Annotated in this window: 14 protein-coding genes; 11 read left to right on the forward strand and 3 right to left on the reverse strand. The window is 29.5% G+C overall.

All coding sequences use genetic code 11. The features are described 5' to 3' along the window. Positions 1–364 precede the first annotated feature (364 nt). Positions 365–1,120: a Fic family protein gene (locus B5E79_RS06945; RefSeq protein ID WP_087243115.1), complete on the reverse strand. Its 756-nt coding sequence runs from the start codon at positions 1,118–1,120 to the stop codon at positions 365–367. Positions 1,121–1,538: 418 nt separating this feature from the next. Next, on the reverse strand, positions 1,539–3,176 hold the full coding sequence (locus tag B5E79_RS06950) for an AAA family ATPase (RefSeq protein ID WP_087297462.1): 1,638 nt from the start codon (positions 3,174–3,176) through the stop codon (positions 1,539–1,541). Between the two features lie 132 nt (positions 3,177–3,308). Here B5E79_RS06950 and B5E79_RS06955 point away from each other — a divergent pair, with 132 nt between their 5' ends. The 10 genes from B5E79_RS06955 (at position 3,309) to B5E79_RS07000 (ending at position 20,870) form a co-directional block, all read left to right on the forward strand. Then, positions 3,309–6,251 (forward strand): TOTE conflict system archaeo-eukaryotic primase domain-containing protein, encoded by a 2,943-nt coding sequence (locus tag B5E79_RS06955; RefSeq protein WP_158095480.1) that lies wholly within the window; start codon positions 3,309–3,311, stop codon positions 6,249–6,251. After that, a complete protein-coding gene (locus tag B5E79_RS06960) occupies positions 6,248–7,213 on the forward strand; it encodes a hypothetical protein (RefSeq protein WP_087297464.1) in 966 nt (321 codons plus the stop codon). Before B5E79_RS06955 ends, B5E79_RS06960 begins: the two co-directional genes overlap by 4 nt. Positions 7,214–7,228: 15 nt before the next feature. Beyond that, complete coding sequence (locus tag B5E79_RS06965) at positions 7,229–8,023, forward strand: hypothetical protein (protein WP_087243119.1); 795 nt, start codon at positions 7,229–7,231, stop codon at positions 8,021–8,023. Between the two features lie 129 nt (positions 8,024–8,152). Beyond that, entirely contained in the window at positions 8,153–9,640 is a 1,488-nt protein-coding gene (locus B5E79_RS06970; protein WP_087297465.1) for a hypothetical protein, read from the forward strand. 94 nt (positions 9,641–9,734) lie between these two features. Further along, entirely contained in the window at positions 9,735–11,081 is a 1,347-nt protein-coding gene (locus tag B5E79_RS06975) for a Wadjet anti-phage system protein JetA family protein (protein ID WP_087297466.1), read from the forward strand. Position 11,082: 1 nt separating this feature from the next. Continuing rightward, positions 11,083–11,727, forward strand: a complete 645-nt coding sequence (locus B5E79_RS06980; RefSeq protein WP_087297467.1) for a DUF4194 domain-containing protein — start codon at positions 11,083–11,085, stop codon at positions 11,725–11,727. Further along, entirely contained in the window at positions 11,696–14,908 is a 3,213-nt protein-coding gene (locus B5E79_RS06985; protein WP_143746770.1) for an ATP-binding protein, read from the forward strand. The genes B5E79_RS06980 and B5E79_RS06985 overlap by 32 nt, the downstream gene beginning before the upstream one ends. Further along, positions 14,901–16,079 carry a Wadjet anti-phage system protein JetD domain-containing protein gene (locus B5E79_RS06990; RefSeq protein ID WP_087297469.1) on the forward strand — a complete coding sequence of 393 codons (1,179 nt, stop codon included), beginning with the start codon at positions 14,901–14,903 and terminating at the stop codon, positions 16,077–16,079. Before B5E79_RS06985 ends, B5E79_RS06990 begins: the two co-directional genes overlap by 8 nt. A gap of 86 nt (positions 16,080–16,165) precedes the next feature. Beyond that, positions 16,166–19,402, forward strand: a complete 3,237-nt coding sequence (locus B5E79_RS06995; RefSeq protein ID WP_158095481.1) for a DEAD/DEAH box helicase — start codon at positions 16,166–16,168, stop codon at positions 19,400–19,402. A 10-nt stretch (positions 19,403–19,412) separates the two neighbouring features. Further along, positions 19,413–20,870, forward strand: a complete 1,458-nt coding sequence (locus B5E79_RS07000; RefSeq protein ID WP_087297471.1) for a DNA-directed RNA polymerase subunit alpha C-terminal domain-containing protein — start codon at positions 19,413–19,415, stop codon at positions 20,868–20,870. A gap of 54 nt (positions 20,871–20,924) precedes the next feature. On the opposite strand, the gene B5E79_RS07005 is transcribed toward B5E79_RS07000, so the two are convergent. Continuing rightward, the gene (locus B5E79_RS07005; RefSeq protein ID WP_087243127.1) at positions 20,925–22,280 is read right to left on the reverse strand and encodes an NCS2 family permease; all 1,356 of its coding nucleotides are present in this window, start codon (positions 22,278–22,280) and stop codon (positions 20,925–20,927) included. 286 nt (positions 22,281–22,566) lie between these two features. Between B5E79_RS07005 and B5E79_RS07010 the strand changes: the two genes are divergently transcribed. After that, positions 22,567–23,127 (forward strand): RNA 2'-phosphotransferase, encoded by a 561-nt coding sequence (locus tag B5E79_RS07010; protein ID WP_087243128.1) that lies wholly within the window; start codon positions 22,567–22,569, stop codon positions 23,125–23,127. Positions 23,128–23,188: the final 61 nt, after the last annotated feature.

Genomic DNA, 23,188 nt, shown 5'->3' on the forward strand with positions numbered 1-23,188 from the left:
ATTTTATGATAATTCTTATTGAAGAAAATAAAATATAGCTTTATAATGACAATGTCATGGATGTCTTCTTATTGTAGCCTTTAAGGCTAGTGCTGCTCCATGATATAAGTTCCCTTATTGTTTTATGGTAGGCTTTTAGCTGAATCCACGTTTCAACAATGATAGGGAACTTTTATTTTATGTTTTGAGTTTTTATTTAGATGAAGCTTTATCTTTAGACGGAGAGAGTTTCATCTTTTTTACATATTCTAATGAAAATATTATAGGTAATATTTGAAAAAAGAAACAGCCCATGCAATATTGTATGGGCTGTTCAAGCTAGATGAAAATTGAGGTAATCTATATTTTCTTCTAGACTTAATTATCATTTCATTTCATTGTTATTCATTATATCATTTAGTTTTATTGCCTTTTTTGGTTGTCGTGTCCATGTCTTTTCCTGCTGTTTGATAATAAAATTCTTGAGTGGCTGTAATTTGGAATCTACATCAAATTTTTCAAGACAATCATAGTATTCTTTCCTATCTTCTTCATATATAATGATAGGGCTGACATTATGAATAAGCAGATAATAATTCATGATTGTTCTTCCAGTTCTTCCATTTGCATCAGCAAATGGATGAATATTTTCAAAACAGGCATGAAGGTAACTTGCCACAGTGAAAACATCTTCTCCTTCATACTCATTTATTTCTTCGAGCAGTTCTTGAAGATCGCTTTCGACATTTTCAGGATAACTTCCTACTTCATATTTACCTGTAATATAATCATGTTTTTTGAATTCTCCTGGTCTTTCATGATTCATATCATAACGATATGAATCATATGTTCCTTTTGAAAGTTCATAATGAATCTTCTTGATAAGAGGAATACTTAAGGGTACCTTGTCAATAATTTTGTCAAGCAAAAAATGATAACAATCTTTTTGATTTTGAATTTCAAAAAGTGTCCTTAAATCTCCAGTGTAATTGGATACTTTCCCTTTTTCAAATATATCTCTTGTATCATGGTAATCTGTGTTTTGATTTTCAATTTTGTTCGAGTGATAAGCAAAAAGTATTTTAAAATCAAGTAATTGAGCTTCAAGTTCATCTTTATTTTTATAGTATATTCTATACATGATATTCACCACCTAAAAATTATTATACAACAATTTTACTAAGAATTTATAGAGAAAGTTGTACTCTTTCAATCATTTTCACCTTTTCAATATAAAATATGGGAAATCTGGTTGAAAGGCATTGTAAAAATCTTATTAAGTTATTTGGATAATAAAAGGACTTCACACATTTAAAGATAAACTAATAGGGAAATTTAATGGTAGAGAATAAACTTCACATAAAGATATTGAAGCTATCAATCATTTGTTTAAATAAAACTTTATAAAATTGATAAAAAATTATAGATATTAAATGAATAACTTGTCTGTATTTTTATAAGTTGAATTAAAAAAAGAATAATTATTATAGAAAGAGTAGACTTAATTATTCAAAAAATAAATTATGGTAATAAGAATAAAAGACAAGCAAATTTGGTTACTATTGCTTGTCTTTGTTTCTCCATGTTATAAAAACATCTTTGCCGCAATGGGCTAATCCAATATAAATAACTTTGCCTGACATATTGGCGTCATAATGATTTTTTTGAATTTGTTGAATAGCTTGATTAGAAAGCTGTTCTATTTTTTCTTTGTTTGTTGAATATTTGAATTCCAATATATAAGAAGGTGATATTGCACTTTTTGCTTTTAGAATAATATCACAACGATCTTTTCCGGCTTCTTTATTGCTGATGATTTCATAGTCATGGGATAACCATGCACACATTCCTAGAAACATTACATGATAGCTATTTTCATTTTGCAAATCATGATAAGATGGTAATGTCAATAAAATGTGAGTATAATAATTTTTAAAATCAATTTGATTGCCAAACAATAATGCATCGCATAATCCGGATAGATCTGTTGAAGAAATATTGAGATAATAAGAGGTTAATTGCTGAAATTCTTTTTGCACTTCTTGATTTGGAATACGTAAAATATATCTATCAATTTGCAAAGAATTTGTTTTTTCTGTTGTTAAGTATCCTGCATTAACAAATAACCCCCATAGATTAGGAGTATTACTGACTTCAAAAAAACTTGTTTCCATTTGTACGAGTGTTTCAAGTTTTCCTGTTTCAATAAGTTTTTCATATCCTTGCTTAAAAGATGTATCACATTCTTTCATCGCATCTTTAATCATTTTATTAGAGCTTGTATTGACCCAATAAGGTCTTAATTCTTTATTGTCGATATAATTGATAATAGACCAGGGGTTATAAATTTCCATGTTTCCAATATGATAGCCATCATACATAGCTTTGACTTTATCATTCAATGAAAGTCCATAATATTCTAGCATAGCTTTTGTTTCTGTTTCTGTAAATCCGAAATATTGACTATAATGCTGATCTGTAAGAGTGCAAACAGCTGGATTATTTAAATCACTAAAAATATTTTCTTTAGCGACTCTTTGTATGCATGTCAACATAGCATATTGCAGACTTGGAGAAGTTTTTAAGGCATTATGAAGTAATGAAGCTAAACCGCTTTTGATATCATCATAAAATTCACCGACATGTGCTTCGATAAAAGGTGTATCATATTCATCTATAAAAACCATAACTTTTTGATGGTAATATTTTTCCATCCTTTTCATTAAAAAATCTAATGATTCGCTTATCGTATTTAAGCTATTATCATGAATTAAAGCATCAACAATTATGTTATAACGACTTTTTTCAAATTTAGACATATTAGAAAATACATGTTCATTTTTTTCATAAATATCTTGTAAAGTTGTTTTTATTGATAAAATAAATTGTTCTTTATGACCTTTAGCATTAGCAAAAGATATAAAGATGGTTGGATATTGATTTATGTATGATGCATATTCTGTTTGCATAATCTTTGTATTTTTGAATATGTCTTTTGAATTTTTGGTTATATCAAAAAACTCAGCCATCATAGACATATTGAGAGTTTTACCAAAACGTCTTGGTCGTGTAATTAAGGTTACAGTCGTTTTTCTTTCGAGAAAATCTTTAATCATTAAACTTTTATCTACATTATAATAATTTTCAGATATAAGTTTATGATAATCCATGACTCCAATAGGTAAAGCCTTTTTCATTGTTACACCTTCTTTCTTGTTATAAGTATAACATAAATGCCACTTTATCAAAACAAATTCTTTTCTTTGAATATTATGGAAGTCGATATACAAAATACTTATTGTGTTTTATTTCTTTTAATGAGAAAATATATGGTAGAAAAAGTAAATAATGAGGATATTATCATGGGTAAAATGACGACATTTGAAGACTTAGAAAAAGAAAATATGCAACTCAAAAAAAGAATAGAATATTTAGAAAAGCTTTTAGATAAACATCATATTGTTTATCATCAAATAGAAAAGGAAAATCATTTCATTAATAGTGAAGTCATTACCCCAAGACATGCGATTATATTTTATCGACTTTTTAAAGGGAGAAAAGATGTTTATAGTCAAAGACATATTAATAAAGATGGGAGAGTTGGATATTATCCTCAATGTGAAAACTTTTGGAAAAATGAAATCTGTTTGAAAAAAACAAATAAAAAAATAAAATGTAAAGATTGTCCAAATAAAAAATGGAAAGTGTTAAATCAAAGAGTTGTTATGGAGCATCTTAAAGGAAATGATATCAATGGTAATGACGTCATAGGTATTTATCCTATGTTAGAAGATGAAACTACAAACTTATTGGTATTTGATTTTGATAATCACGAAGTCGGAACAGATGGTGAGAATGTTGATAATAGTTGGAAAGAAGAGGTCAATGCTCTAAGAGAAATTTGTCAATTACATCAAATTGATATTCTTGTGGAAAGATCACGATCAGGTAAAGGGGCTCATCTTTGGATTTTCTTTGATCAACCCTTACCTGCTATAACAGCAAGACGTTTTGGTAGAGCGCTATTAAATATAGGTGCTCAATCTATTAATTTAAAAACATTTCAAACATATGATCGTATGATTCCTGCACAAGATCATTTGGCGGATGATGGGTTAGGAAATTTAATTGCCTTACCATTACAGGGCCAGGCTTTGAAAAAACAAAATAGTGCTTTTGTAGATGAAAATTGGAATGTTTATCCCCATCAATGGGAATGTCTTGAAAAAGTTAAAAAACTATCATTGGAATTTGTAGAAGAGAAACTTGAATTATGGAAAGATAAAGATATATTTAGTGAGAATTATGATTATTCGATATCTCAACCATGGATTAAAGAAAATCATTTTCATAAAGATGATGTCAATCATCATGTTGACATCAAATTTGCAAATATGGTTTATATTGATACAAGAAGTTTGAAGCCAAGAATTCAAAATCAAATAAGACGTTTAGCAGCTTTTAGAAATAAAGAATTTTTTAAGAGAAGAGCAATGGGATTATCTGTTAGAGGGATGAATTCATGGATAGAATGCGCAATTGATATAGATTATTGGATTTGTTTGCCTAGGGGATGTTTATCAGTTCTTCGAAATGAATTAGAAAAAAGTCAAATTACATATCATATAGAAGATCTTAGAAATTCGCAAAAGAAAATAGATGTCAATTTTATAGGTCAATTATATGATAATCAACAAAAGGCATGTGAAACATTATTAGAAAATGATATAGGAATTTGTCATGCAACGACTGCGTTTGGCAAAACTGTTGTTGGAACAAACTTGATAGCTCAAAGAAAAGTGAATACACTCATTATCGTTCATACCAATTTGATTATGAATAACTGGGAAGATGATCTTAACCGCTTTTTAAGTGTTCATGAGAAATTACCAACATACACAACTCCATCAGGGATAAAGAAAACAAGAAAGAGTGTTATTGGGAAATTATATAGTAATCATAATTCTGTAACTGGTATTATTGATATTGCTATTGTCAATTCACTCATTACAAAAGGTGAAATCAAAGATTTGGTTAGGAACTATGGAATGATTATTGTAGATGAATGTCATCATAGTGCATCTGCTATGCTTTATGATGTACTCACTGAAGTTCGCGCTAAATATGTTTATGGATTTACTGCAACTCCAAAAAGAGAAGATGGTTTGGAACAAAAAACTTTTATGCAATTAGGACCTATTCGATATCAGTTTACGACCAAGCAAAGATTACAACTTCAAAATGTCAATCATTATATCTTCCCACGTTTTACGAGATTCATAGATTTAGAAAATACAAAAATATCAATAAATGAAATGTATCAAAAATTGATTCATGATCAAGAAAGAAATCAACAAATTCTTACAGATATAAAAGAAGCACTTCAAAATAAACGTACACCATTGATTATTACAAAATTTAAGGAACATGCTCAATATTTATATGAACAATTACAGGGACGAAGTGACCATATTTTTCTGTTGGTTGGGGGTAAAGGTCATAAAACCAACAGACAAATACGTGAAAAACTCAAAAATATTAACAAACAAGAAAGTGTTATCTTAGTAGCAACAGCACAATATGTAGGAGAGGGCTTCAACTTTCCTAGATTAGATACTTTATTTTTAACTGTTCCTATTTCAGTAGAAAGTAATGTTGAGCAATACTCAGGAAGATTGCATAGAGATTTTGAAGGAAAAAAAGATGTTATTATTTATGATTATATTGATTCACATATAAAAACATTGGAAAAAATGTATCATAAACGTATGAGAACGTACAAAAAGATGGGCTATGAAATATGTACAACATTACATGTCCGTGAAGATGAAATTCAAATGATATATGATAACTCTGATTATCAAAAAATATTTGATAAAGATATAGAATGTGCTAATGAAAGTATTGTGATTTCAAGTCCAGGTTTAAGTCAAAAGAGTGTTAATTATTATTTAAGATTGTTTCAATCTAAGTTAAAAGAAAATATTTCCATAACAATTCTCACTTTAGATTCTAAAAGTTATCCAAAAAATATGATTGAAAAAACGAACATATTGATTCAAAATTTAAAAGAAAATGCTATTCATGTGATTGTTACTTCATCTTTATATGAACATTACGCTATAATTGATAAAGAAATGATCTGGTATGGAAATATGAATTTACTATCAAATGTTAAAGAACAAGATTATATGATGAGAATTTCACACCAGCAATTAGTATATGAATTATTACAAGAAACACAAAAAGTGATGAAAGAAGGAAAAGAATGAAGGTTAAAGAATTAAGAGATTTATTAAAAGATAAAGACATAAAGCTGATTAATGATGCTTTTGTAGAAGTTTACAAAGCTTTACCAAAATCAAAAAAAGAAGAATTAGATAGTGTTATTGAAAGTATTGTGAAAGGTGAAGGTAAGAAAAAAACAGTTAAACAAGAAGAAGTTTCATTAAATGATTTATTTGTTGAAATTCAAGATTTTTTACAGGATGCTTATCATGGCTTTTATATAGCCCCTAATCGTATTGTGCCTAAAAAAGAAAGGCCTAAATGGCGTTATAAAGTCAAAAGATATTTAAAGATTTTATTTGAGGTTTCCTCAGATCATCCTGATTTTTTACAAGTTGTTATATTGATTCGTGAAATTTATAAGGTGTTAAGTTATGGCTGTGGTGTTTATGTTTTTTCAAGTGATGATCCTTTTGCATCAGTTGGTATCGCTCAAGAAGAGTTATATGAAGAATATATAAAACGACAGATGCAATTACCAGTCACAGAAGAGACAATACGAGAGATGGTTACTGGTGCAACACATTGTTATTTGAGTCGTGAATGTTTGCATGAAATGTTATACGGCGTTTTAAACTTTCATATTCAAAAACTGGAATATCGTGATATGGTTAAAGAATATGGTCAAAAATTTATTGAGTCACAGAAAAAGTTTATTGCTTCATTAGAACGTTATGATGATAGACTTTATGAAGCAACTTCATTACTGAATGAAACGAATGATGTTGTTTTCATTTTTCACTATGGTTCCTTTGAAAAGGCTCTTCAATATTATTTTAAAAACAGCTATGAACGTAATCAGGAAGTGACTCTTTATAAAGTTTTGATGTTAACAGAGATATTCTTTTCCAAAAAAGAATGGATTGAAGCTTATGAGTATGGTTTAAAATTAAATATTGAACCTAGACAAAGCTTACAAGATAAATATAAAAAATATAAAGCATAAAAAAGGAGAACGACTATGTCAGAAAGAGAATATATAAGAAGTGCAGCAATAGATATCATAACAAATCAAGTTCAAGATCATTTAGATGAAAATACAATGAATATGTATCAAAAAATGTTAGATCAAGGAATGAGTGAAGAAAGAGCGATAGAATTACTTGCCTTTTATATGGAAATGTATATCCAGGAAAATTTTCATTTACAGGAATTTAATAATGAAAAATGGAAAGCGTTTTTAGATAACTTGGAACCCATTTATCATGTGCCAGGTGAATATGAATTTGATGCTCAGGAAGAACGTCGTAATTTAAGACATATTCAAAGAGAATATGGAAAATTAAAATCTGATGTTGAAGAATTGGAAGATGAGCTTTTTGTGATTGAATCTCATTTATTAGTATTACATGCCCTATATAAGATTGATACATTTGAAGCGAAGAAGATTATACATATTGTCATGAATCGTTTATTAGATTTGAAGAATCATTATACAAGTGATTATACAGATTATACAACTGAAGACATTTTATCTTTAGCAGACGGATTAGAGAAAATGTGTAATCCTTATATCAATCCACAGTTATATGATTATTTATCAAAGTTTGTTGATTTAAAAGATGAATCACAGTTTGATTATATTTTTAAAAATATTTTTCTATGTTTGTCTAGAATATTAGTCAGCATGGATAGATTTGAAAAAGATCTTGGAAAAAATGGCTATTTCCGTTTTATTAGTCAATATATTGATCTTGAGGCTTGTATTGATGATGGGCCAGCATTTATCTTTAACGAAAATACATTAAAAAAGTAAGAGGTTGTTATGGAATATAAAGATTATATGAATCAGATTCAACAAAGATTGAATACAATGAGTGAAGAAGAAAAGAATCAATGGATTTATCAATATGCCAGGGTTCTTGATAAAAGTTAACGTCAAAAAATGTTAGAAAGTTTAAATTTTGAACATTCTCAAATCATCAATTTTCATGAAAAAGACTTTCAACAATTTATCAAGGATGTGAGTGATGGGGAATTAACGATACCTGCAACAGAAGAGGATGATTATTATTATGGCTATGATTCAGAATATATAACGTATTATACAAAAGAATGTGATCTTTTAAATCAATTGAATGATTATATTCAAGATGCTTTTCTATATATCAATAATTGTCAATATCAGCAGGGATTCAATATTCTTCAAAAGCTGCAAGATTTAGAATATGAAGCTGTATATGATTATGGGGATATATATGAATTATCTTTTGCAGAGTTATTTGAAAATAACTTGATGGATGTTAGCCTTGAACAATATTCACTTTATTATTTATATGCTGCTTTTCAGCTACATCGAAATATATCTGAAATGTATTCATATTTCAATCAGAGTAAGGTTGAATATGTTCTCAGCGATTTAATGGCTTTTGGACCAGAAGAGATAACACTGAGTGATGATGAATATGATCGATGGATATCATTTTTAGAAAATACGCCAGGAGACTATGCAGCAAAGCTTTTAAGAGATATATGCTTTCTTTATGGAGATATCAATCAATTAACAAAAATGACTTTCGAGATAGGAGCTAAACATCCATCTTTATATCTGGATGTTATTGACTATGATCTTTCTTTACATCAATTAGAACATGCTAAATCTATCGCATCACAGGCTTTCAAGCAGCTAGATGAAGGTTTAACGATACGTTCAAAAATTGCTGAAAAACTGATTCCATACTGTCCAGATGATATAGAGTTGTATAAAATATCTTTCTTATCCAATCCTCAGATTAATCATTGTTTGCAATTATATACATTAGATTGTGATATCGCTTTTATAAAAACTGAATTTCAGAAGAAAAACTATGCTATTCGTTTTGAATTTGCAACCCTAGAACAAGAAAAAGCCTCTTTATCTTCTGACCAAAAAGAGATACTTTTATTTTTCTTAGGAGATTACGAAGACATTCTTGAGAAAGCTGAAAAAAATCAAGATAATCTTGGATGGTCATCAAATTTAAAAGGAATACTTATACCATTATTACTCATGTATCTGAAACCAGAAAAGATGCATTTTGTGGCTGATGATGCAGTTATGGATGATTTAAAGCGTAGTTTAAAAGTAAGAGGAGAAGATTTCTATCAGTTATTTCATATCTGGAAAGAAAAATACATGATGACTGATGAATTCAAAAAGAAATGTATCCAATGGTTAAAAGATGAAATCGAACAAAGAGCTGAAGTTATTGTAGGAGGAACTCATCGTCATAGCTATTATGAGGTTGCAAAAGAAATTGTTGTTTTATCAGAAATTTTATATCTCAATAAAAACATTACAAGCATGGAAACATTTGTGAAAGACTATATAAAAAGATATTCACGTAAACATGCTTTTAAAACTGAAATGTTAAAATATGCAAAACAAGTATAATGTCTACATTTTGTTTTATAAAACCGTTTGAAAAGAACGGTTTTTTATGTCATTATATGCTATAATATGAATAATTGAGAGAAAGGGAAGATTTATGCATAATTTATTTGATGTGATATCAAGTCAGTTTTTCTATATTTTTATAGGTGATAATAAGCGTATATTGTCAGATTGTGTCTATTTAGCTTATCAGTCATTTCAAAATGATCTTTCTTTTTCATGTACAAGGGAACAGCTACTAACGATATTTCAAGATTACTTTGAAACACATCTTACCACGATTGACAGTGAAGAAAATTTAAACAATTCTAGAGATAAGGCTTTGTATGTATTAAAGCGTTTAAAGGATTGTGGATGGATTCATGAAGAGGTTGGGGAAAATTATGAAGTGTTTATCACTTTTGAAGATTATAGTATTCAGATTATGGATTGTTTGTTTCATTTAGAAGATGTAAGAGAAAGTGAAGAATATTCAGGACTTATATATAACATATATACATCATTTCAAAACTTTGATATTCATCGAGGAGATTTGATTTTTGAAACAGCTTATGAAAATACCAAAGATTTAATTCATAAATTAAAAAATTTGAATTCCAATATCAAAAAATATATTCAAAAACTATTAGATGATGGCATAAAAGATGACTTGCAGGCATTATTAAATTCTTTACTGCAGGAATATCAGACAAAAATCATTGATCGTGCCTACTACAATCTGACAACCTATGATAATCCTTCTAAATATCGTCAGAGCATTCTTTCACGTATTCAGGAAGTGATGGATAATCAGGATTATGTCAGTTTGATTATTCATAATATTATGGAAAGAAAAGGTATCGAACATGATCAGGCTTATGATTTATTGATGAATCAGAAAGAATATATCATGCAATCTTTTGAACATATTGAGGATATCATGCAGGAAATTGATAGTAAGAATAATAAATTTATTGAATCAGCGATTCATCGTATAACTTTCTTATTAAACAATCAAAATGATATTGAAGGAAAAATTAATAATATTATAAAATCTATTTCCAGTGGAAATGATGTTAATGATTTAGGTAATATCTATATCAATCAGATGATTAATCGTGATTCTTTATATGTTCCTCGTCAAATAAGTAAACCAATGAAAACACAAATCGAAGATACTGTCATTTTAGATGAAAAGGAAAAAATGGAATCTATAGAAAGAATCAAAAGATCAGAAAATTATTCTCATAAAAAAATTGAAGAAAAAGTGATGTTATTATTAAAGGATGGACCATTTAAAGGTTCACAATTACCATTAGAGACACAAAATGATTTGATTTATTTTGTCTTTATTTATCTTTATGGATTTAGCTATCAGACCAAATATCAGGTAGAACCTTTAAATGAAGAAGTGATAATCAATCATTATCGTTTTCAGGACTTTTTGGTGAAGGAGAGATGACATGAATAAATATCAGCAGGCCACAACATTTTATAATCACTATGTACGTTTAAGTGATTCAAAGAAAGAAGAGTTTTCACGTTTGTGTAATAAATTATTGAGTTATAATTATATCTGTGCCAGTCGTCCTAAAGATCAGGATGACTATTATAAAATTGTTAGTGAATTAGATTTATATGTTCAATACTTTGCATTAATGGATTATGTTGTAGAACATCATCAAGTAGATAAAGTCATTAATTTATATAATTTACAAAATTATAATCGTTATACATTGAAGAAAAATGAATCCATTGTTTTATTGCTTTTAAGAAGATTCTATTATCAGAAGATGCAGGAAGTTTCATTAATAGATCAGATTACAATGACAATGGAAGAACTTCATGATGCTATGCTTGCCACAGGACTTTTTGAAAAACGCATCAATAAAGGTGAAATGAGAGACATATTACGTATTTTAAGACGTTATCATATTATTGACACAACAGGACAAAGTGATGATGATCAATCAATCATTATCATTTATCCAACAATACTCTATGTTTTGCCAGTTCAACAGATAGAAGATATTGATCATCGATTAGCAGAATACAGCAGACAAGGTGGTGACAAAAGTGAAGAAGCTCGTGAAGATGAAGATTATTAATTGGCATCTTTTTAGTAATGAAACAATTGAAATCAAAAATAATGTTGTTATTACAGGGGAAAATGGAACAGGTAAGTCAACATTATTGGATGCACTTCAGTATGTTTTAACTGCTGGGAAAGCCAAATTTAACAGTGCTGCCAATGATTCTGGAAAACGTAATATAGAAGGGTATATGCGTGGAAAACTGGGACGAGAAGGTAAGCCATTTTTACGTACTGGGGATGTTGTTTCTTACATTGTCTTAGAATATTTTGATGAAACATCCAAACGTTCACAACTGATAGGCGTCGTCCTTGAATTAAGTCAAGCCAATATTAAAAAGGAACTCTTCTTTCAAGTTTTAGACCAAAATATACAGGATGATTTGTTTATTCATAAACGACATATCTATAATCGTAACGAATTTAGAAAAGAATTACAAAAACGCAAGCTTAAAGCCAATTTTGCAGATAAGAAGAGTCAGGTTCCTTCACTTTTTAGACAAAGTTTAGGTGTCTCTTCAAAATATTTTGAACTGATATCTCGAGCCCTGGCATTTAAGCCTATTAATCAGGTATATAATTTTATTTATGATTTTTTATTGAATGAAGATCCTGTCAAAATTGATGATTTACGTAATAATATTCATGCTTATAGACATTTAAGTGATGTCTTAAAAGAACAACAAAAACGTATGGAATTATTAGAACAAATTGAAAAAACATATCAGCAATATCAAAAAACAATGAAACATTTAAAAAATTATGAATTTGTAAAAGATGTGTTTTATATAGAAAGCTTAAATTATCAAAAAGGACAATTGGTACAGAGTATCGCGAAAAATAAGAAAATGATTCAAGATATGAAACAACAGATATCTCTGATTCAAAATCAATTACATGGTTTACAAAAAGATGTCTTTCAATTGGAAAGTACTCTTGAATCTAATGAAAGCTATCGTTTAAAAAAAGAACTAGAAGAAAATCTTCATCAGCAACAAAGACGTTTTGAACAGATATCTCAAGATTATCAGTTCTATATATCACAATTACAGGAAGATATCACAATGTTAAAGCGTTTAAGAATGAAAGAGACTTTTGTTGAACGTATTCAAAATCAAGATTATGATAGTCAGTATTTAAGTGAACAGCTTTTTGATATCCGTAATGATTTAAATGAAAGACGAAATGTCAATATGCAAAAAATAGCTCAATATAATCATGAGTTCAAACAGCTTAGAGAAACCAGTCAGCAGTTCAATAAACAGATGGAACTGTTGAATCGTAATCGTTTTTATTATCGCAAAGAAGTCAGTGAATTAATCGAAGTTCTTTCAGTGAATCTGGAAGAATATTTTCAGCAAAAAGTTGAAGTTAAGCCTTTATGTGAATATCTGGAAGTAACAGATGAATCATGGCGTCAGGCTATTGAAGGTTATCTCAATACGCAGCGCTTTGATTTGATTATTGAACCTGTTTATTTTCAAAAAGCTATGCAAATTTATGAACAATATAAAGCAGAACATCATATTTTTGGTGTCGGTATTGTAAATGTGATTCCTTTACAGAAATATTCTCAAACAGCAGAAAATAGCTTGGCACAGTTTGTGACAAGTTATAATAGCTATGCCAAAAATTATGCCAATATGATTTTAAATAAGGTTCATTGTGTTGAACATGTTGAAGATTTGACACAATATCCAATTGCAATTACAAAGACATGCATGGTTTATCAAAATTATGCTGTGAGAGCTATCAATCCTAAAATCTATCAACAACCATATCTAGGACAGGAAGCCATGAAAATTCAAAAGCAGATCATTCATCAAAAATTAACTGATTTAAAGCAAGAGATGACACAGATAGAAAAACAAAAACAGGATGCATCAAGAATTGTCCATTGGATTGAACAGTCACATATCAGTGATCTTGTTAGAAATTTCTATATTATTGATGATTATCGTCTGCTTGAAAAACAAATTCAGGATTTAAAAACACGCTTAAGTGAGATTGAAGAAGATGATTCCATTATGACTTTGATGTTCCAGCTTGAACATCTTCAAAAAGAATTGAAAACAGTTCAAAATCAGCTGACAGAGAAACAAAATCAATATAGTTATGAAACAGTCAGCATGGAAAATAACCAGAAGTCTTTAGAATCTTTGGAACAGACTTTGTCATCTTTACCACCACTTCCTGTAACACTTGATCCAGAAGTTGAAAAAATCAAACAACGTTACCAAAAACGTTATGGCAGATATCAGTATCAGGCAATCAATCATCAGCTGCAATCACGTATCAATGAAGATAACGCTCAAGTTGTCAAAGATGAAAAAGATGTAGAATATCATATGCGTACATTTAATCATGAAGCTAAAATGGGTTATGAAGAAAGTGTTGAAAACATTGATGCCTATTTAACGATGTATTATCAGTTAAGAGATATCGAAATTGTGAAGCGACAGGAAGATGTTCGTCAGGCACGCATGAAGTGTGAAATGTCTTTCCAGGAATCATTTATTTCAAGGCTTTATGAAAAGATTCAACAAGCTAAAAAAGACATTCAGGAACTGAATAAAGGATTGAAAAATAAAAACTTTAATGGAGATCACTATGAATTTGAAGTCAATCCAAGTCGCCGACCAGAATATCGACAATATTATGATATCATCAGTACAAACCAGCAATATAACAGCGACAATTTATTTGTTACGACGTTATCACAAGAAAATCGTCATGTTATGGATGAGCTGTTTAAACAAATGGCTTTATTAGATGATAATGAAAGTGGAGAAAAGTTACTCAGAAAATATACAGACTATCGTGAATATCTTGATTATGATATCAAGATAACTCATGAAAATGGTGATTTCACAAAGTTTTCTAAGGTCAATCGTGAAAAATCAGGTGGAGAGACACAGACACCATTTTATGTTGTGATTGCTTCAAGCTTTGAACAGCTTATTAAGCAACGATATCAGGAAGATTCAGGATGTGTTGTTTTATTTGATGAAGCATTTAATAATATGGATGAAACAAGAATTCAGTCTATGATGAAATTTTATAATGAACTCAATGTTCAGATTATTATTGCAGTTCCACCTGATAGGGCTAGTACAATTATGCCTTATGTTGATACCACTTTAGCGATTATCAAATCTGGAGATCATTCTTTTGTCGAGGAAATCATTCATGAATAAATATGGAAAATTGGTTTTAAATCATTTATTAGATAAATATGAACGTAGTGTTTTGTCTAAACAAGGCTCAGATAAACATTTACGTATTCATACACCAGTGCGTAAACTGTTTCCTAAATATGATAACAGTGATTATTATCATGAACGTTTGTTGATTGATGAAGCACTTCATGATTTAAGAGAATTACATATCGTGAGTTTATCAATGGATCTAGATGGTATTGATGATATTGAGCTTTCTTTGTTTTATATTGAAAAAGCCTATCAATATGCAAATCGAACTTTTTCTTTAGAAACAAGAAAGACAGTTATTCAGCTATTGGAACAGACAACATTTTCATATCAATGGCTGGAAACTTTTCGTATCGATATGTTAAAAAAGCTTTCTTTGTTTCAGTCGGTTTATCGCTATTTGAATCTTGATGATATTTTGGAAATTAAGGATATTTTTACAGTTTTGAAAGCTTTGCCTTTACAAAGTCATGAAATCTCATTAAGAAAGTTTTCTTTAGCAATTTTAAAAGATTCTAAACGTTTAGAAGTTATCAAAACACGTTTATTACATATTTTATTTGATTACTGTCCGGAAAGTTTTGCGGATGAAGATGATGCTTTTGCATATTTCAATATTATGAAAAATCCTGGTTTTCTCTATTTAAGGGGACGCATGGTCATTGAACTCAATGGTCAAGTCATTGATTTAGGGCGTTTAAAAAGTCCCTTTTCTTTGATGAGTGAAAATATAGAACAATTACATATCTTGGATATCCAAGATCAGAATGTTTTGACCATTGAAAATCTGACTTCATTTTATGATACTGTTTTAGATAATACACTTGTGATTTACTTAGGTGGTTATCATAATGCTTTAAGACGTTCGTTGCTGACAAAAATATATGCGCTTTATCCCCATCTAAAGTTTTATCATTTTGGTGATATTGATGCAGGAGGCTTTTATATCTATTATCATTTAAAAGAAAAAACACAGATTCCTTTTGAGATGCTTGGCATGGATATTCCCACATTACAGCACTATCAGGCTTATTGTAAATCCTTAACGCAAAATGATAGACGCCGATTAGAGAAACTGCAGGAAAAACATCATTTAGAAGTTATCAGTTATATGCTAACGCACAATTGTAAGCTGGAACAGGAAATTGTGAATCTGTAATCAAAACATTTTCAAAGAGTCATGATATGGCTCTTTTTATTATGATAAAATATGATATAATGTGCACATATAAGGAGAATTCATCTATGAAAACTGATTTTAATTTATTAACTTTATTTTCTAATCCAAATAATATATCTATTGCTAAAAGTTATGATCGTTATGACAATGTTTTAAGCATTGATCTTGAACAAGTGGAAAATGGATATCATGTTGATGCTGTCGTGAGAGTTAGAAGTGAAGAGTTTCAATGTTCTTTTTCCTTTGATGAGGAGTATAGTTTGACTGATTACAATTGTGAATGTATCTGGTGCCGTGATGGGAGCCCATGTGCTCATATTGGTGCAGTTTTATTGAAGTTAAATCAACTGGAGATTCCCTCTTTTCCATACCACTATACCAATTCTCAAATTGAAGAAGAAAAAAAGCGACAAGAAGAACATCGCCAACAACAACTTCAGCGCGCTTATGCTTTAAGAGCTTTAGAAACAAATAATTTAATTCAACAAAATAAAGAATATTATCATAATCAGGTAAGCTCATCAATTTCTCATGAAAAATATCAATTAACACCTTCTTTTTATAATGACGATGATGATTTATATTTAGAATATAAGATTGGTAATACGAAAAAATACATTATTAAGAATATTGATGAATTCTTGGAACATATAGAGAATGAGGAGCAGGTCAAATATGGCAAATTTCTACAATTTGTTCATACACGTGAATCTTTTACAGATGAAGCATTAAAACAGATTGATTTTCTTAAAAATGCTAAAAATACAATGAATGAGATTTATCGCGATAACTACTTTTTTGATTTTCGAAGAGATTTCAATATAGGAAGATATTTATATATTCATACAGAATTTATTGATGAATTTTATGATGTCTATAAAGAATTAGATTTAAATCATTGCCATTTTGAAAATATTGATTATGCTATCAAAGTGCAATTAATCAAAGACAATCATTACTATATACTTCGTGTCACAGATGAAAATGTCTTTTATCATGGTAATCATTATATTTATTTTATTTCAAAATCTGATTCACAGACAAATATTCAACGTCTTCAGATAAATTTAAATGATAAATCTTTTGATGCTTTACTTCATTTACTTAAAGAACCTATCTTTATTAAAGAAGAAGATTTTGATGACTTTTATAAATATGTATGGACACCTATGCAAAATTCTTTTGATTTAGAATGTGATTTTGAACTTATCCAGTCATCTTATACTTTCATTAAAATATATGGTGATATGAATGAAAATGAACAAATTTATTTTAAGATTTATTATGAAGATGAAAATCAAAATCGAATTCATGCTTTTCAAAATGATTTAATGACAACCGTTCAACAGGATATTGTAGAAACATATTTTCGTGAACATTGTCAGCAAATTGATGAAAAGAATGGTTGTGCCTATTTTAATAGTTATGATGAAAAAACATATGAATTTATGCATACAGGTATTGAATTTCTCCAACAATACAGTGAAATATATATTTCAGAAGCATTAAAGAAAATTGGGAAACCAGTTCATTATCAAATTCAGGTCGGTGTTAAAGTTGATCATGATCTTATATCTTTAGATATGAAAAGTACTCAAATTCCACAAATGGAAATTGCTGAGGTTTTATCAAAATACCGTCGCAAAAAGAAATTTCATCGTTTGAAAAGTGGAGAATTGTTGTACCTTGAATCACCTGATTTGGAAGAACTATCAAATTTTATGGATGAATATCATATCAATGCAAATGATATTCAAAATGGAAGTCTGACTTTAAATAAAAATCGTGTATTTGCATTGGATAATAATGCAACAGAATTGCAACATATACAAATTGAACGAGATGAATCCTTTCAAAAACTTATTCAACAATTCCATCAGCATACACAACATCTTTATCCTTTAACACCATACTACAATCAACTATTGAGAGATTATCAAAAAGAAGGCTATCAATGGTTACGAACACTTTACGAATTGGGATTTAATGGGATATTGGCTGATGATATGGGGCTAGGTAAAACGTTACAGGTGATTGCTTTATTGGATCAATTGGAAACAGATAAACCAAGCTTAGTTGTGTGTCCTTCTTCGTTAATTTATAACTGGGAAGATGAAGTTCATAAGTTTTCTCAAACTTTATCAGTGACATGCATTGTATCGGATGCGAATACAAGAAAAACGATGATACATGCGATTTGTGGTAAACATCTTTATGTCACTTCTTATGATTATATACGTCGTGATATAGAGTTATATGATGCTATTGAGTTTGAATACGTGATTCTTGATGAGTCGCAATATATCAAAAACCAGAAAACAAAAAATGCAACATCTGTTAAACAACTCCATGCTCTGCATAAATTAGCACTGTCAGGAACACCTATAGAAAATTCACTAGCTGAATTATGGTCAGTCTTTGATTTTTTAATGCCACAGTATTTATATAATTACCATTATTTTCAAAAGAAATTTGAAACAGATATTATCAAAAATCAAGATCAAAAGAAAATTCAACAACTTCAAAAAATGGTTTCACCATTTATTTTAAGAAGAAATAAAAAAGATGTCTTATTAGAATTGCCTGATAAGATAGAAAAAACACAATTGATTCCTTTTACACAACAGGAAAGTGAATTGTATTTTGCCAATCTTGCTCAAATTAATACTCAGCTTCAAGAAATATTTCAAATGGAAAAAGTTGATAAGATTGTGATTTTATCAATGTTGACAAAACTAAGACAAATCTGCTGTGAACCAAGAATGATATATGATAATATTTATCAAAGTTCATCTAAGATGAAAGCTTGTATGGATTTGATTTGTAATTATAAAGCCAACCATCAACAAGTCTTATTATTTTCATCTTTTACAAAAGTCTTCGATTTGATGGAAGAAGAACTAAAATTAAATGGCATTCGTTATTTTATCTTAACTGGTGGAACTTCTAAGGAAACAAGACGAGAACTTGTACAGCGTTTTCAAGAGGGTGAGGCTGATGTCTTTTTGATTTCTTTAAAAGCAGGAGGAACAGGACTTAATCTAACAAAGGCACAGGCTGTTATCCACTATGATCCATGGTGGAACATTTCTGCTCAAAATCAGGCAACGGATAGAGCTTATCGCATTGGACAATATCATAATGTTATGGTTCATCAATTGATTATGAAAGAGAGTATTGAAGAAAAAATTCAAATCTTACAGGCTAAGAAGAAAGAATTAGCAGACATGTTTGTAGAAAACAGTGAGGGAAATATTTCTTCATTATCAACAGAAGATTTGAAAGCGTTGTTTGCTATGTAGGAGGGGTGTTATGAGATATTATATTAAAGAATATTTAAATCAAAAATATGAGATAGCAGCTATGGATGGTTATGATGCCTATGTCAGCATTTACAATCATGAAGATATTCATTTGACTTCTCAACAAAAAGAAACTGTATCCTGTTCGACTGTTGATAACCAGTATTATTACGGCATTGGTCAAGAAGAATGTCACGACTACTGCCAAATAGCTCAATATTTAGATATGGATCCATTACGATTTTTACAATTTTATCCATCATCACGTGATTATGGAAATTATAAAAACTTTTCTCAATTTCAAGACATTCATCATTGTATGGATTTTAAAAAGATCATAGAAGATGAAATCAAAGAACTTGTTTTAAAAGAACAATTACATCCAGATTCATTATTGTATACTCTATTAAAAGCAAAAGGCTATGTTTATCAGTCATCTGATGAAAATATACCTTATGAATTGCTTCATACACCTATTGAAGAACTAGGATTAAGTGTCCGTAGTTACAATTGCCTGAAAAGAGCAAATATTCATACTTTACGTGATTTAAGACAAGTCATGAAAAATGATGAACTTTATAAAATAAGAAATATGGCTCATAAGCTTGTTAAAGAAATTATTGATGCATATTGTCAGTTTCTGAATCAGAATTTTTCTTATCATTTAGAGTTGCATTTCATGCAAAAAAAGAGTCCTATCACATTTGTCTATGATAAGCAAGGTTTTGCATTAAAAAGTATTGTATCTAGCATTTTTCAAGACTTTTTCTTGGCTGATCACAAAAGTTTGTTAAAACATCATGATGCAATTTTTACCCCCAAAATAACAAATGTTCTTTTATGGATGGGCTACAGCAATATTGATGATGTTGAGCCTCACTTACCAAAGCTCGATGATTATTTTTATAAACTTTCTTTTACATCAAAGCCAGATGCTCTACAAAAAAGGTATAATGACTATCTTCATGCTCATATCACATATCATGAAATTCCTTATTCCATTTATCAAAAGCTTATCAATCAGGAGGCTTCACAAAAAGATATACAAAATGCCTTGCAAAAATATAATGCCTATGTTGAAAGTGTTGTTGAACAAATTAATAATAAAATTTATTATGTCGAAAACGATCAGACAAGAGAATTTTATCATGATGATGAAAACGATACTGTTGATATATATGATATGGGTATTTATGAATGTATTCAATATGATGATTTGAAAAAGATTATGGATTCATTAGAAGATATCTGTGTTATCAAAGAGGTCATGAAAAAAATAAGATTATCACATTCTTATTATATTATTAAGGATCTCAATGAATATAAAGTGCAGGTAGACATGATTATCAAAAATCATTCTCAATTAGAAGCCAAAGAACTTATAGAACAACTATTAGATAATCCGTTTTTATTAAAACATCAATACGAAGAACTTGTTCAATATATTCGTCTCAAATATAATAGCTAAATATTTCTATGAAAAAGGAGTTGCTCTGATGAGTCAACTCCTGAATTTTTTGTATTAAATAATCGCAAGTAAGACAAAGTTTAAGATAAATAATAATGCAACACCAGCAATAATAGGGTGAATATCTTTGGCTTGTTTCTTAAAGATTTTAATTAAACAATAGAAAATAAAGGCACTGGCAATACCATAAGAAATACTATAACAAAGAGCCATAAAGATACCTGCAAAGAAAGCTGGAATCGCATCTTCTAAATTTGACCAGTCAATTTCAGCAAATGATGAAACCATCATACATCCAACAATAATTAATGCTGGTGCTGTTGCAGCTGAAGGAATGGCACTGACAAAAGTTGCTAAAAAGGCACTTAAAGCAAAGCAGATGGCTGTGACAACAGATGTTAACCCTGTACGACCCCCAGCCCCAATACCAGCAGCACTTTCTACATAAGTTGTTGTATTTGAAGTTCCAAAAATAGCTCCAATAGATGTTGCAGTTGCATCCGCAAACAATGCTTTATCCATTTTAGAACTGAATCCACTACTTGTTTCTAATGCTTTTTCATCTTCTTCAGAGAAAATACCACTACGTCTACCAGTTCCAATAAATGTACCAATTGTATCAAAAGTGTCTGACATACTAAATGCAAAAATAGTAATTAAAACTAAAGGTAAACGAGACAGATCACTAAATAATGAAGGTAAACCTTCAGATGTAAAAATAACACCAAATGTTGAAGGTAAAGCACTTAATGCTTCACTAAAGCTAACAGTATCTGTTGTGGTTGTCACACCAAAAGGAATACCTAAGATAGTTGTGACAATAATCGCAATTAAAATACCACCTTTCACATTTTTTAATGTTAAAATAGCTGCTAAAACCAATCCAATTAAGAAAATCCATAAAACAGGTTGATTTAATGTAGCAATGGCAGGAACACCGCTATCAAATGTAATAAAACCAACATTTAAGAAACCTAAATAAGCAATAAAGACACCAATTCCACCACCAATAGCATTTTGTAAAGATTGTGGAATAGCCTTAATAATGATTTTTCTGATCTTTGTAACAGTAATGAAAATATTAATCAAACCACAAATAAAAACCATTGATAAGGCTTGTTGCCATGTGAATTGTAATTGAAAACATACTGTGTAAACGAAAAATGCATTCAATCCCATTCCAGGTGCTTGAGCATAAGGAACATTTGCTACAAGTCCCATAATTAAAGTTCCAACCACTGCAGAAATAATTGTAGCTAAGAAGACAGCTCCCCATTCCATTCCAGCTTGTGATAATGTATTTGGATTGACTGCAATAATATAAGCCATCGCAAAGAATGTTGTAATTCCAGCCATCACTTCTGTTGAAACAGTCGTTCCATTTTCTTTCAATTTAAATAATTTTTCCATTTTTTCTCCCTTCTCCTGATTTTAATCAAGAATGTCTAAACTTTATCATATTTCAAATTAATTTTCAAATACATCCATCAAATGACTTTATTCATATCATTATTTATCAATGCTTCATAGAAAATATTATTAAGAAATATGATTTTCTTGTATAATAAATTTGAAATCAAAATTCAATTTAAACGATATCATCAATAAATTCTGTTATGTTGAAAAAGATGTAGCAAGATATCGCTATATTTATGAACAGCATTTCAAAAAGAAAGTCAGGAGGGTTTAAGTAAATATGAAATTGACACCTATAAGTCGTTACATGGCATTACTGTTACGTCATCATCCTGAACAGGCAGGGATAACCTTAGATGAACATGGCTGGGCACATGTAGATGAATTAATCAAAGGTATTCAAAAAAGATATCCACAATTTCAACGAGAGATATTAGAAGAGATTGTTCGCACTGATTCAAAACAAAGATATGCTTTTAATGAAGATCATACTTTGATTCGCGCTAATCAGGGTCATTCTATACCTGTTGATATTGAATTCAAACATGCAGTGCCACCTGATATTTTATATCATGGAACAGCTAAAAAGTATGTATCTTCTATTCAACAGCAAGGTTTGATTTCTAAATCACGACTTTATGTTCATTTATCGACTGATGTTGAAACAGCTATAAAAGTAGGAAAAAGACATGGAGAACCTGTTATCTATCAAATTGATGCGAAACAAATGTATCAGGATGGCATTATTTTTTATCTTTCAGCTAATTATATCTGGCTCGTGAAAAAGGTTCCGCTTCAATATATGAAGCGACTGGATATAGAAAATATAAATCAGACATGAAATGTTTGAGTGTTATGTTCAAAAGGATTACAATAAAGATATAGATAATAATAAAGGAGAC

Source organism: Massilimicrobiota sp. An134 (assembly GCF_002160815.1).
GTDB classification, from domain to species: domain Bacteria; phylum Bacillota_I; class Bacilli_A; order Erysipelotrichales; family Coprobacillaceae; genus Allocoprobacillus; species Allocoprobacillus merdigallinarum.